Below are 13,910 nucleotides of genomic sequence, written 5' to 3' on the forward strand. Positions count from 1 at the left end.
GTTATATATATTCAAATTAAGCAACTTGTGATTATGTATGATATTTGCATTAACTATTATTTTTAGATAACCTATTTCTTGTATAAAAAACGTTTAGACATCGTAGATTGCACAACAAAGGGATCAAAAATTAAATAAGGGGTGCTTTAAAGTGCATAAAAAATATAAGCTAATGGACTGGGTTGTTTTTATTGGAACAGCAATCGTGTTATTAATGGCTGTTATTCCGATGATGGTCTTCCCAGAACAGAGTCGCTCAGTTGTAGTTGCGATGAATAATTTCGTCACTTCAAAACTCGGCGCGATTTATCTCGTATTGGGGTTAGCGATTTTTTGTTTTGTTTTATACATAGCATTTGGTAAATATGGGTCTGTGACTTTAGGTCGTGCGAGTGATAAACCCGAATTTAGTGACTTTGCATGGGCATCCATGTTATTTTGTGCGGGCATTGGCTCGGATATATTATATTGGGGTGTCATCGAGTGGGCATATTATTATCAAGGCCCGCCTCATGGTGCAAAACCTTTATCTGATGAAGCACTTAACTATGCGACGATGTATGGCATGTTTCATTGGGGACCGATTGCATGGGCAATATATGTACTCCCTGCCTTACCAATTGGGTATCTCGTATTTGTGAAAAAGCAACCTGTTTTTAAAATCAGTCAAGCTTGTCGACCAATATTGAAAGGTCAGACAGACAAATTTTTAGGAAAACTCGTTGATATTTTATTCATCTTTGGACTTATTGGAGGAACAGCGACATCACTGGCTTTAGGGGTGCCTATGATTTCAGCCGGTCTTGAAAAGTTATTTGGTATAGATGGAACAAGTATGGTCGTAAAGAGTATCGTGCTCTTATGTATTACAATTGTATTTGCATATAGTTCATACCAAGGTTTGAAAAAGGGAATTCAAGTTTTAAGTGACTTGAACGTTTGGCTTTCCTTCATTTTACTTGGCTTTATTTTTATCGTTGGACCAACGATTTTTATTATGGAAACGACGGTAACTGGCTTTGGGAATATGTTGAAAAACTTTTTCCAAATGGCCACTTGGTTGGAGCCGTTCGGTGGCATTGGCGGACGTGAAGAAACGAAATTCCCACAACAATGGACGATTTTCTATTGGTCATGGTGGATTGTTTATGCGCCATTTATCGGTCTGTTTATTGCGCGAATCTCAAAAGGTCGTACTTTAAAAGAAGTAATATTAGGAACAATTGTTTACGGTACATTTGGTTGTGTGCTGTTCTTCGGTATTTTTGGCAACTATGCTGTTTATTTACAAATTTCAGGTCAATTTGATGTGATTCATTATTTAAATGCACATGGTACGGAGGCAACGATTATTGAAGTGATTAGTCATTTGCCGTTTCCACAAATTGTTATTAGCTTGTTTATTATTTCAGCCTTTTTATTCTTGGTTACAACCTTTGACTCTGCGTCGTATATTGTCGCAGCGGCAACACAAAAACGTGTTAAAGGAGAACCGATTAAAGCCAATCGATTATTTTGGGCGTTTGCTTTATGTTTACTTCCATTCTCGTTGATGCTTGTCGGTGGTGAAAAGGCACTTGAAATACTACAAACCGCTTCTATTGTTGCGGGTGTACCTTTAATTGTCATTTTTATCACTATTATGATTTCGTTTATGATGATTCTAGCAGGGGATCGGATTGCGCTACAATCACGTGCTGATCGTTTTAAACGTATTGAACGCCGATCATTGAGAATTTTAAGAGTTGGCGAAGATGAAGAGGATGATAATTTATAAAAAATAGGAAAAGCTTTATGACGTCTTAACGGGCGCCATAAAGCTTTTTTGATTAGGTATCAAACTTTGTTATTGAAATAAAATATGATTTGCAGTCTTTAGCTCACCGATTGTAGCTATTGAAAAAGGCTAGGTTATTCGGTTTTGAATTTGTCTGATCTACATCTCTTCATGAGAAAATACTGAAACAGCTTTATTTTTTTATGTCTTTAGGTTTAGGAATAGGGAAGTGTTCAAATATTTCTCCCGATTTTAATGCATCACTAATTGATTCTAACCAATAGTAATAAATCCGAGAATGCTCTAAATGGGCTTTTATTTCTATCGCTTCTTCTCTCGTTGCTTCATCTACATCTTCAGCTGCAATAATCTTATCAATCATTGCTTCTGATTCTCTGAGTGCAGCCATATTGATTGAAATTTCTCGGTTCCATTTTCTAGTGAAAAAGTTACAGAAAAACTCAAAGAAATCTTTTTCAGCTTCAAAATGTTGTTTGCGACTGCCTCGAGTGAAGCGTTGCTTAACAATGTCATATTCTTGCAATTTCTTAACGCCCGAACTCATGCTTGGCTTACTCATTTGTAATTCTTGACGCATTTCATCCAATGTCATGCTGTCTTTGAATAACATAATACCGTAGAGATTTCCAACACTACGATTAATCCCATATAAATCCATAGTTTCAGCAATTGAATTAATAACAATATCTTTCGCGACTTCGAGTTGTGCTTCGTGTGATTTTGGTCGTGCCACGACATCTCACCTCCCTATAAATTAACTCGTTAATAGCGTTAACGCTCTAAATTTTAATCTTTAATTAAATATAAATCAAATGTTCATTAATAATTTAACGGTTTTTTTGGCACACTGCAAATCCAAGCGATGTCGATTGACATGGCACTTTTCCTTGTGATAAAGTTAAATTTGTGAAATTCGTTAAATAAAAACTTAACAAACTTAACGGAGGTATATGCATGGAATTTGTAAACCAATTATCTCGTCGTCAATATATTGATGGGGAATGGGTAGAAAGTAGCAATCAAGCGACACGTCAAATTCTCAATCCTTATAACCAAGAAGTGATTATAGAAGTAGCAGAAGGAACGAATGAAGATGTAGAACGTGCAATTCTAGCAGCGAGACGTTCATTTGATGAAGGTGTGTATGCACTTGAAACAGGTGAGAACAAAGGTAAAAAGGTTCGTGCAATTGCGGATCAAATCAAAGCGCATCGTGAAGAGTTGGCGCATTTAGAAACATTAGATACAGGTAAAACTTTAGAAGAATCTCTTGCAGATATGGATGATATACACAATGTATTTATGTATTTTGCAGGTTTAGCAGATAAAGACGGGGGCGAATTAATTAATTCACCTATTCCAAATACAGAAAGTAAAATCGTCAAAGAGCCAATCGGAGTTGTGACTCAGATTACTCCTTGGAACTATCCGCTATTACAAGCTTCATGGAAAATTGCGCCAGCACTTGCAACAGGTTGTTCTATTGTCATGAAGCCGAGTGAAATCACACCTTTAACAACTATTCGTGTGTTTGAGCTTATGGAAGAGGTAGGTTTCCCTAAAGGCGTTATTAATTTAGTTTTAGGTGCAGGCTCTGAAATCGGTGACATCATGTCTACGCATCCTGAAGTGGATTTAGTGTCATTTACAGGCGGTATCCAAACAGGTAAACGTATTATGAAACAAGCCGCAGAGCATGTTACGAATATTGCACTTGAACTTGGTGGTAAAAATCCAAACGTTATTTTTGAAGATGCTGACTTTGATTTAGCTGTTGATCAAGCATTAAATGGTGGCTTTTTCCATGCAGGTCAAGTATGTTCGGCAGGTTCTCGTATTATTGTTCATCATTCTATTAAAGATAAATTTGAAAAAGCATTAATTGAGCGTGTTCAAAATATCAAATTAGGTAATGGATTTGATGAAGATACTGAAATGGGACCACTTATTTCTGAACAGCATCGTGACAAAGTTGAAAAATATATGACAATTGCGCAAGAAGAAGGCGCAAAGATTGCTATCGGTGGTAAGCGACCATCTAGAGAAGATTTAAAAAATGGTTATTTCTTTGAGCCGACAATCATCACAAACTGTGACACCTCTATGCGTATCGTACAAGAAGAAGTGTTTGGTCCTGTTGTAACGATAGAAGGTTTTGACACAGAAGAAGAAGCTATCAAATTAGCTAATGACTCTATCTATGGTCTTGCAGGTGGTGTCTTTACGAAAGATATCGGAAAAGCGCAACGTGTGGCATCAAAAATGAGAATGGGTACAGTATGGATCAATGATTTCCATCCTTATTTTGCACAAGCACCATGGGGCGGCTATAAACAATCAGGTATCGGTCGCGAACTTGGACATCACGGTTTAGAAGAATATTTAGAAACAAAACACATCTTAATGAATACAAGCCCTGAGCCAGTTCACTGGTTTGGCCAATCAGAATCATAAATTGAGCAATTGAATGAGCGTTTGTCTTTTATATGACAGACTTCTTTCAAAGTAAAAAGGTGTGAAAGAATGACGTAAATGCAACGATAAGTGCTAAACGTTTCTTTCACATCTGTACATAGTTTGAAATAGCGCGTCAGTATACAACTACGAGGAGGATTTTTGTTATGAGTAAAGCGTACGACAAAATGTATGATTATATCATTATCGGTGGTGGGAGTGCTGGATCTGTATTAGGTGCTCGCCTCAGTGAAGATAAAGACAAAAAAGTCTTAGTACTTGAAGCAGGACGCAGTGATTACCCTTGGGATTTGTTAATTCAAATGCCAGCTGCTTTAATGTATCCATCAGGTAACCGCCTTTACGATTGGAAATATGAAACAGATGGCGAACCGCATATGGGCGGACGTAAAGTTTTCCATACACGTGGTAAAGTGTTAGGTGGATCAAGTTCAATCAATGGGATGATTTATCAACGTGGTAACCCACTAGACTATGAAAAATGGGGTAAACCTGAAGGCATGGATACTTGGGATTATGCCCACTGTTTACCTTACTTCAAACGTTTGGAAACGACTTTTGGTGCAGATGCAGATGATCCAATACGTGGTTTAAATGGTCCTATTAAATTACGTCGTGGTCCTGCTGATAACCCGTTATTCCATGCATTTTTCGATGCCGCTGTCGAAGCGGGTTATAAAAAAACGAAAGATGTGAATGGTTTCCGTCAAGAAGGGTTTGGTCCATTTGATAGTCAAATTCATAATGGTCGCCGTGTTTCTGCTTCACGTGCCTATTTACGTCCAGCAATGAAACGTCAAAACTTAACGGTTAAAACACGTGCATTCGTTGAAAAACTTCATTTTGATGGTAATACCGTTACAGGTGTGACTTATAAACGAAATGGTCGTTTACACAAAGTGCTCGCAAAAGAAGTTATCTTATCTGGTGGTGCATTTAACACACCACAATTGCTACAATTGTCAGGTATCGGTGATTCTGAGCATTTACGTTCATTAGGTATCGAACCTCGTATTCACTTACCGGGTGTAGGTGAAAACTTTGAAGACCACTTAGAAGTGTACATTCAACACACTTGTAAAGAGCCTGTCTCATTACAACCTAGCTTGAATATTTTCAAAATGCCATTTATTGGTTTGGAATGGTTAACACGTCGTACAGGTGCGGCATCAAGTAACCACTTTGAAGGTGGGGGATTCGTTCGCTCAAATAATGATGTGAAATATCCAAACTTAATGTTCCATTTCTTGCCACTTGCAGTACGCTATGATGGACAAAAAGCAGATACAGCGCATGGTTACCAAGTTCATGTTGGACCAATGTATTCAAATTCAAGAGGTAGCTTGAAAATCACATCAACGAACCCATATGTTAAACCAAAATTTGTATTTAACTATTTATCTACAGATGAAGATAAACGCGAATGGGTTGAAGCTATCCGTGTCGCACGTAACATTTTAAAACAACCTGCACTTGATCCTTATAATGGTGGAGAAATTTCACCAGGACCTTCTGTTCAAACAGACGAAGAAATTTTAGATTGGGTACGTCGAGACGCTGAAACAGCATTGCACCCATCTTGTAGTGCAAAAATGGGCCCTGCTTCAGATCCAATGGCAGTAGTGGATCCATTAACAATGAAAGTTCACGGCATGGAAAATCTACGTGTAGTAGATGCGTCAGTCATGCCAACAACAACAAATGGTAATATTCACGCACCTGTATTAATGCTTGCTGAAAAAGCGGCAGATATTATTCGTGGTGTTCAACCGCTTGAGCCTGAACATGTTGATTATTATGTTCATGGTAAACATGATGAAAATGCAGGCGCTATCGATTAAGCTAAAAATAAATTTAAATATCAGATGATTGAAGTTGACTTCTAATTTAAAACAACCCTTTCCAAGTTCAATGTGATACAAGGAGAGGGTTGTTTTTATGTTTGAAATCATAATGCTTATTTTTATGGCGCATCATATCAAAGGACTTACCATTTTTCAATCTTTTGACGTTCACCTTTAAAATTATTTTGAATACGATGTCTTTTCTCTAACTCGTGTTCTATTGTATTGAAATTGATGTTTTGTGATTCGAGTAAAACAAAGAGATGATAGAGTAAATCAGCACTTTCAGAAATGACTTCAGAAGCGTTTTGTTTCATAGCAGCAATCACGACTTCGAAAGCTTCTTCACCCAACTTTTTACTGATTTTTTCAATGCCTTCATTGAAAAGGTATTGCGTATAAGAGTTGGAATCATCTGCTTTCAACCGTTGGCGAATAGTACTTTCAAGTTGTTGAAGTTGAAAAGTCGGAGTCGTATTGAAACAGCTTTGTGAACCTGTATGACAAGTCGGTCCCATTGGTTCCACAAACAGCAATAACGTATCTTGATCGCAATCTAAATACATGTTTTTGACTCGTTGTATGTTGCCTGATGACTCTCCTTTTTTCCAAAGTCGTTGCTTTGAGCGAGAGTAAAACCATGCGACTTGTTCTTGCACTGTTCTATGGAAAGCTTCTTCGTTCATATAGCCCAACATGAGCACTTGTTGCGTCTTGCTATCTTGCAAAATGACTGGAATTAAGCCTTTTGAAAAATCGGGTTTTAAGACCATCTTACGGGGACACCTCCTTGATTCAGTTCACGTTTGATTGCTGCAACGGTTGTTTCTTTATCGTGTAAAATGCTTGCCGCTAATCCAGCAGACACAGGAGTTTGTGTGAATAATTCTTTGAAGTGTTGTGCATCACCACCGCCACCTGAAGCGATAATCGGGATATTGACTAATTTAGAAATTTGATTCAGGTGCGCAATATCAAAGCCTTGTTTCGTTCCATCATGTGCCATACTTGTGACGAGAAGCTCTCCAGCACCTAAAGCCTCTACTTTCCGTACCCAATCGTAGACGCGAATAGGCGTTTGCCGTTTACCTCCATGGGTACAACAATAATAATCATTCGTATTTTGATCGTATAAGCTATCGATCGCGATACATATGCATTGTTTTCCAAATTTTTGACTTGCTTGCTGTATGAGATCGGGATTATTGAGTGCTGCTGAATTGAGAGACACTTTATCTGCACCATGTCTTAAAAGTTGGGATATCTCTTCCAAAGATGAAATGCCGCCACCCACTGTTAATGGAATAAAAAGCTGGGAGGCAGTTTGTTGGATGATATCAAGTGTCAGTGCGTGTCCTTGTTCCGTTTTTGAGATATCTAAAAAGACAAGCTCATCGGCTCCAGCTTGATTATAGTATAGCGCAAGATCAACTGGGTGACCGATGTCTCTGAGTCCTTTAAACTGTATCCCTTTGACAACACGGCCATCTTTAACATCTAGACAAGGAATAATTCTTTTTTTAATCAAGTTAAACCCTCCCAAAATGAGGCTTGATTCGCTGCTTTACCGACGATTGCTGCTGAAACACCGAGCTTATCTAACTGCTGTATGTCTGCTTGATGTCGAATGCCACCAGAAGCTATAATCGGTAATTTACTATTCTTAGCGAGTTGAGCTGTTGTATCAAAATTAGGACCACTCATTTTTCCATCCTTCGTGATGTCAGTATAGATGATGCCATTTAAAGGAAGATGTTGGATTTGGGAGACATAATCAAAGACGTTGAGGACAGTTTCTTCCGTCCAACCATTAATTTGAATCGCACTTTGCTTGGCATCGACAGATACCAATATTTTCCCGGGAAATAAATGGCTCATTTCAGCCAGCCAGGACTGATCTATTATGGCTTGAGTACCGACAATGCAGTAATCTGCTCTGGATGATAAATAGGCTTGAATCGTCTCTTTGTTACGGATACCGCCGCCCACTTCAATCGGCTTTTGACTCATTTGAACTAACTGTTGAATAGCGTCCATCTCGACAGAGCGTTGTGATTTGGCACCTATTAAATCGATGATGTGAATACGATCAACGCTATCGAACTGGTTGTAAAATTCGATACTCTTCTCAGCACTGCGCATCATAACTTCAGTTGTTTGATAGTTTCCCTCTGTGAGGCGTACACTTTTACCTTCTATTAAATCAATCGCCGGCCAAAGTTTAATCATGTTGCCATCCTCCTTTTAACGCTTGGTCTAAAATCTGTAAACCGTAATCACCACTTTTTTCTGGATGAAATTGAATACCAATACAATCATCTTGTTGAACGATGCCTGGAATAGACGTGCCATAGTCACTATAGGCGATAACTGCAGGTGACATTGGCGCTTGATAAGTATGAACATAATAGACATCTTTGTTTAACGCGGGTATTTCACTTTTTAACTGATTCCAACCAAGATGTGGAACCGTATAAGGGGTCTGAATTTCTTGAATTTTCCCTTTGATTAAATCAAGACCCGACACATAACCTTCATCGCTATAAGAGTACAGAAGTTGCATACCTAGACAAATACCGATAATGGGTTGTTGGTGCTGTCTTAATACATCGTATAGACCGTATTGATGAATGGCTCGCATTGCGTCTTTGAAATGGCCTACACCTGGCAGAATCAAGACGTCTGCATGTTCTATCATTTCTGGTTCGCGCGTTACGATAGAGGGATAGCCAAGATGGTTCACTGCGCGTTGCACATTAAAAATATTGCCAAGTCCATAATCTATGATTGCAATCATCATTCAATCACACCTTTAGATGAAGGAATACGTCGGTCTTCTGAATCACGCAGCGCTTGTTTTAAAGCATGTGCAAATGCTTTGAAAATCGCTTCAATTTCGTGGTGCGTATTTCCTTGATGAAGTAAGTCGATGTGAACCGTTAAATGGGCATTGATCACTAAAGCTCTAAAAAATTCTTTGACGAGTTCTGTATCAAACTGGCCCACTTTTTCCTTGCTGAAGTGCGCATGAAAGTTGAGGTAAGGGCGGCCACTTATATCGACAACAGCACGTGCTAATGTTTCGTCCATCGGAATATATTGGGTACCATAACGGGTGTAATGAACTTTATCTTTAATCAACTGTCGTAACAGTTGTCCAAGAACGATACCGATATCTTCGGTCGTATGATGATCATCGACCCATGTATCACCTTCAACGTCAATTTGTAACGCTAAGTCACTATGAAAGCTCCATAATGAGAGCATGTGGTCTAAAAATCCGACACCAGTATGAATTTGACTCTCTTTTTCAGATATGCTGAGTTTAATGTCAATTTTGGTTTCTGTCGTTTCACGGCGAATTTGATATGTCATTGTTGTTCACTCCATTCTTTCACGACTTTTTCAAATTGATTTAAATGTGGCTGATCAATGATGGAATAACGTATGCATTCAGCTAACATTTTTTCATCTTTTGAATGATAAAAGCGTGGTAGAAAGCCACGTGCTTTAACGTAATGTCCAAGTGATAAGGCTTGAGGCCCTGATGTTAAAACAAAATTAGTATCACTTGGAAAGACATGCATATGGGGACTAGCATATTTCATCAAGATTTCTTTTAAGCGCTGACTCAATTGACGTTGGTGTTGGATGAACACTTTTGTTTGTTCCATATGTTCAAATAGATAAATGCCGATAGATAGGGTAAATGCACTTAAAGGATAAGGGTGTTCAATTTGGCGTACAGTTGAAATGGTTTTTTCTGTACTGATTAAGACACCGAGTCGTAACCCCGCCATGGCAAAAGCTTTGGAAAGTGTACGCATGATTAGGATATGATCTTCTAATTCGATTTGTAACGGTATTGAAAAGTCAACATAGGCCTCATCAACGATTAAATAGCCTCCTATCACTTTCATTTGATTTGCGATAGTGATTAATTCATTTTCAGTAAAACGGTGCCCCGTTGGATTGTGTGGATTACTGAGAATGAAAAAACGAGGTTGTACTTCATCGATGCGATCAAGTATCGTTTCAAGTGAAAATGTTAAATCGGGTGATGCATCAACAAAATGAATTTGACGCTTCACTTGCCGTGCATAATCTTGATACATAAAAAAATCGGGATTGAGCGTTAAACAGGGACCTTCTGGCATAATAAGCATCAATTTTTGTATTAATTCGTCAGAACCATTTCCACAGCATAGTTGTTGACTACTGAATTGCTGGCCATAATAATTCGCATAAGCTTGGCGAAAGCGGTCATAATCAGTATCTGTATATAAATGATAGTCACAATTTTTGATAAGATTCATCAATGTTTCATCATTAAGTGGCTTTATCGGGCTTTCATTCTTATTCATGCGAATCATTGTGTATCACCTCTATTTCGAATCTCTAGTGATTTTTTATGATTGATTAATTGTTCGTCACCCGCTATTCGAGCAGCATCAGAATAGGTGCGTTGGTACGTTGATGCGCTCAAATGAATGACCGTATGTTTAGTTAAAAAATCGTTCACAGACAGACCATGTTGAAAGCGTGCTGTTCGTTGTGTAGGCAGCACATGACTCGGCCCAGCGATATAATCTCCAATGGCTTCTGGTGCATAGCGCCCTATAAACAAGCTACCTACATAATGGATGAAAGGGATGTATCGTTCTGGATGCGCAGTTTGAACTGAAGCATGTTCAGGTGCAATGGTATTCATAACTTTACAATTATCATTAAAATCTAAAGTGTGAATTAAATAGTGATGATGTTTTAAACTTTCTGCTAATATTTTTGAGCGCTGTGCATTTTTAAGTTCAGCTTGGATACGTTGTTCAAGCGCCTTAAGGACGGATTTATCGTTTGAAAGGACATAAGTTCTTGCCATTTCATCATGCTCAGCTTGGGCGAAAACATCATAGACAATGGCCTCCATATCGCTATGGTTATCTATAATGAGTGCAATCTCACTCGGACCTGCAATTTGATCGATACCTACTTCTCCGTACAAATATTTTTTCGCATACGCCACATATTGATTCCCTGGCCCAACGATTTTATCTACTTTAGGGATAGTTTCTGTGCCATAGGCTAATGCGGCGATACTTTGGGCGCCACCGACTTGATACACGTGATCGACACCGGCAATTGCACAAGCAGCAAGAACGCTTTGGGCAATACCATTAGTTTGGGGTGGTGTGACAACAATGATATTTTTAACATTTGCCACTTTCGCGAGTGTCGCGGTCATTAAGACAGTAGATGGATAACTTGCTTTACCCCCAGGCACATATATCCCTACACTTTCGATAGGATGATAGACTTCGTAGAGTTCTTGTGTTGAACTTTGTTGCTGATATTTAATTTGTCTCTGATAATGTTCGATTCTTTGATGACTATGCTGGAGTGCTGCTTTTAATTCAGGCTCCAAATTTGTAAAAGCTTGTTTCAGCTCTGAACTAGGTATTTCTAGTGATTGTACTTGTACGTGATCAAATTGCTTGTTGTAGTCGAATAATGCACGGTCACCTTCATTTTTGACACGTTCACAGATGGCGGCCACTTGTTCGTGAAGGTGTTGGTTAAACTGTGCTTCAGATTGTAATTGCTGTAAAAATGCTGTGCTGTTAATCATCAATGAGTGACACCCCTAACATTTGAATAAATGCATCAATTTCTGATGCGGCAGTGAAAAAACTTTGACGGTTCGTAATTAATAGCGCTTGTATACTGGAAATCTGCTCCTTTTCGACAAGACCATTAGAGCGAAGTGTGCTTCCGGTTTGTACGATATCAACGATGCCATCAACCATGCCAATGACACAAGCTAACTCGATAGAGCCCGAAAGTTCGATTAACTCAATGTCACGACCTGTGGATTTAAAATAATCGCGGGCTGTTTTCGGATAAGAAGTTGCGATTTTGTGATATGCTTCTGTCGATTCAAAAGCGGCCACAGAAAAATGACATTGTCCAAAAGGAAGGGCGATAAGTTGATTAACGTCATATTTCTGCTCGTTTAAAATATCACTTCCTGTAATACCGATATCTGCAATCCCTTGTTCTACATATATAGGAACGTCATTTCCTTTAACGAAAAGAAAACGAAAATTTTCAGTTTTGATTTGAAGTTGTCGGGATCGCGACTGAAGCTGTGAAGCCAATTCAACCTGCTCCTGTTGTTCTAAGTAGGCAATCAAACTTTTTAGCAAACGTCCTTTTGCTAATGCAATGGTTAACACAATAGTCACTCCTTCTCGTTATAATGTGAGTCCTAAACCAAATCCTTCTAAAGTATCTTTGTAATAACCGCCTGTTAAAGTCAGATTGCTTTTTTTCAGATGTGCATGAATAAAGGCACCTTTATAATACGACCGCGGAGGTTGGGGTGTCATATCGAGATGGATAGGGGTGATACCTAACGATTTGAAATAGGTATCCCAACGATTCAAACTCCGCAAAATATAGTGGTCGCTCGGGAATAAGGTGTTCAGTAAACTGAGTTGTTGATGTGTCGGTGTTAACAACAATTGAACAACTGGATGACTGAGCCCTAAAGCGGATTTCAATTCAGAAATGTTACGTTGTGCAATCCATGTCAATAGTTGTGCGTCGTGTTGCACATCGCTTAATAATAAATCCGTTAATTGGTAATGACCGATTACGACATATTGAATTTGATCTTCTAAGCATTGTTCAATGTACAACTTGAATGTTTCAAATGTATCGTGAATCTCTTGAATACTCGGTTGATAATATTCTAGGCCAAGTTGTATACAGACATGCTGATTTCGGACAATTGAACCAGCATATGCAACTGCGCGATGTTGTATAGGATAGTCTTGGTAATAGCGCACTAGTTGATCAGTAAAATCATTGCGCAAAGCATAAAGCTGTGAGCCAGATTGCCAAACACTTTTTTCAGACATTTGTTTAAGATCGTCAGAAGAGAGTGTTTCCCAAACTAATGTTTCGATAAAAGGTGTATCTATGAGCTCGAAGTTACGAGATTCCGCAATCTTTAAAAACCGAAGCTCTTTTTCTTTGTCTAAAATTAAAGGATGCATTATCATATCGCCTCGCTTTCGTTCTCTACCGAGTTAAAGTATTTTTGAGAGAATATGAGTATGTTAGCATATGAATATTCAGATTTCAACGAAAAATTCTGAAAAATAAAAAATGAATGGTCTTATAGGCTTTAATAGTGGGTAATTAGAAAATAAAAAAACTTGAAAAAAATACAACTGAAATGTACACGAGAATGGTGTGCATTGCTAAATGCTTAGCAATTTTATCTGATATAAAACAATCGTATTTTGAGCGACCAAATTGTATAATTAAGTAAGATATTAAAAATATATACGATGAGGGAGCATGCTATATGAAATTTGAAAAATATATCGATCATACGTTGTTAAAACCAGAATCAACACGTCAACAAATTGATCAAATCATTGAAGAGGCCAAAACGTATCATTTTAAATCGGTTTGTGTCAATCCGACGCATGTTCAATACGCTGCCGAACGTCTTGTAGACAGTGACGTGCTCGTGTGTACGGTGATTGGTTTTCCATTAGGCGCATCAACAACAGAAACGAAAGCTTTCGAAACAGAAGATGCTTTACGTAAAGGTGCAGATGAAATTGATATGGTCATCAACATTGGTGCTTTAAAAGACGGTCGTTACGCTGATGTACAACAAGATATTGAAGCTGTGGTCAAAGCAGCCCAAGGACATACGGTTAAAGTCATTATTGAAACAGTCTTACTGACAGATGAAGAAAAAGTGAAAGCCTCTGAAT

General features: G+C 38.4%; 14 protein-coding genes. 4 read left to right on the forward strand and 10 right to left on the reverse strand.

Going from position 1 to position 13,910, the window contains the following annotated elements:
• Positions 1 to 172 precede the first annotated feature (172 nt).
• On the forward strand, positions 173 to 1,777 hold the full coding sequence (locus C1H58_RS11760) for a BCCT family transporter (protein ID WP_165546282.1): 1,605 nt from the start codon (positions 173 to 175) through the stop codon (positions 1,775 to 1,777).
• Between the two features lie 193 nt (positions 1,778 to 1,970).
• Here C1H58_RS11760 and cudC read toward each other — a convergent pair whose 3' ends face one another.
• Positions 1,971 to 2,531, reverse strand: a complete 561-nt coding sequence (gene cudC, locus C1H58_RS11765; RefSeq protein ID WP_165546272.1) for a choline uptake/conversion transcriptional regulator CudC — start codon at positions 2,529 to 2,531, stop codon at positions 1,971 to 1,973.
• A 221-nt stretch (positions 2,532 to 2,752) separates the two neighbouring features.
• On the opposite strand from cudC, the gene betB reads away from it, so the two are divergent.
• Positions 2,753 to 4,252: a betaine-aldehyde dehydrogenase gene (gene betB / locus C1H58_RS11770; protein WP_165546273.1), complete on the forward strand. Its 1,500-nt coding sequence runs from the start codon at positions 2,753 to 2,755 to the stop codon at positions 4,250 to 4,252.
• Positions 4,253 to 4,419: 167 nt separating this feature from the next.
• A complete protein-coding gene (gene betA / locus C1H58_RS11775) occupies positions 4,420 to 6,114 on the forward strand; it encodes a choline dehydrogenase (protein ID WP_050329874.1) in 1,695 nt (564 codons plus the stop codon).
• A 146-nt stretch (positions 6,115 to 6,260) separates the two neighbouring features.
• Here the strand turns inward: betA and hisIE are convergent, their stop codons facing one another.
• From hisIE to C1H58_RS11820, 9 genes are read right to left on the reverse strand one after another with little or no spacing between them, the layout of a single operon-like run.
• A complete protein-coding gene (gene hisIE, locus C1H58_RS11780; RefSeq protein ID WP_165546274.1) occupies positions 6,261 to 6,890 on the reverse strand; it encodes a bifunctional phosphoribosyl-AMP cyclohydrolase/phosphoribosyl-ATP diphosphatase HisIE in 630 nt (209 codons plus the stop codon).
• Positions 6,881 to 7,645: an imidazole glycerol phosphate synthase subunit HisF gene (gene hisF, locus C1H58_RS11785; protein WP_165546275.1), complete on the reverse strand. Its 765-nt coding sequence runs from the start codon at positions 7,643 to 7,645 to the stop codon at positions 6,881 to 6,883. Before hisF ends, hisIE begins: the two co-directional genes overlap by 10 nt.
• A complete protein-coding gene (hisA, locus tag C1H58_RS11790; protein WP_165546276.1) occupies positions 7,642 to 8,346 on the reverse strand; it encodes a 1-(5-phosphoribosyl)-5-((5-phosphoribosylamino)methylideneamino)imidazole-4-carboxamide isomerase in 705 nt (234 codons plus the stop codon). Before hisA ends, hisF begins: the two co-directional genes overlap by 4 nt.
• Positions 8,339 to 8,914 (reverse strand): imidazole glycerol phosphate synthase subunit HisH, encoded by a 576-nt coding sequence (hisH, locus tag C1H58_RS11795; protein ID WP_165546283.1) that lies wholly within the window; start codon positions 8,912 to 8,914, stop codon positions 8,339 to 8,341. The genes hisA and hisH overlap by 8 nt, the downstream gene beginning before the upstream one ends.
• A complete protein-coding gene (gene hisB / locus C1H58_RS11800; RefSeq protein ID WP_165546277.1) occupies positions 8,914 to 9,492 on the reverse strand; it encodes an imidazoleglycerol-phosphate dehydratase HisB in 579 nt (192 codons plus the stop codon). Before hisB ends, hisH begins: the two co-directional genes overlap by 1 nt.
• Positions 9,489 to 10,490, reverse strand: a complete 1,002-nt coding sequence (locus C1H58_RS11805) for a pyridoxal phosphate-dependent aminotransferase (RefSeq protein WP_165546278.1) — start codon at positions 10,488 to 10,490, stop codon at positions 9,489 to 9,491. Before C1H58_RS11805 ends, hisB begins: the two co-directional genes overlap by 4 nt.
• A complete protein-coding gene (gene hisD / locus C1H58_RS11810) occupies positions 10,487 to 11,743 on the reverse strand; it encodes a histidinol dehydrogenase (protein ID WP_165546284.1) in 1,257 nt (418 codons plus the stop codon). Before hisD ends, C1H58_RS11805 begins: the two co-directional genes overlap by 4 nt.
• Positions 11,736 to 12,350 carry an ATP phosphoribosyltransferase gene (gene hisG / locus C1H58_RS11815; protein ID WP_165546279.1) on the reverse strand — a complete coding sequence of 205 codons (615 nt, stop codon included), beginning with the start codon at positions 12,348 to 12,350 and terminating at the stop codon, positions 11,736 to 11,738. Before hisG ends, hisD begins: the two co-directional genes overlap by 8 nt.
• A gap of 18 nt (positions 12,351 to 12,368) precedes the next feature.
• The gene (locus C1H58_RS11820) at positions 12,369 to 13,178 is read right to left on the reverse strand and encodes an ATP phosphoribosyltransferase regulatory subunit (RefSeq protein ID WP_347563075.1); all 810 of its coding nucleotides are present in this window, start codon (positions 13,176 to 13,178) and stop codon (positions 12,369 to 12,371) included.
• A 311-nt stretch (positions 13,179 to 13,489) separates the two neighbouring features.
• Between C1H58_RS11820 and deoC the strand changes: the two genes are divergently transcribed.
• The coding region (gene deoC, locus C1H58_RS11825; protein ID WP_165546281.1) for a deoxyribose-phosphate aldolase at positions 13,490 to 13,910 on the forward strand (421 nt) is incomplete at its 3' end.

It is taken from the genome of Staphylococcus sp. 191, assembly GCF_011174885.1.
GTDB lineage: Bacteria > Bacillota > Bacilli > Staphylococcales > Staphylococcaceae > Staphylococcus > Staphylococcus coagulans.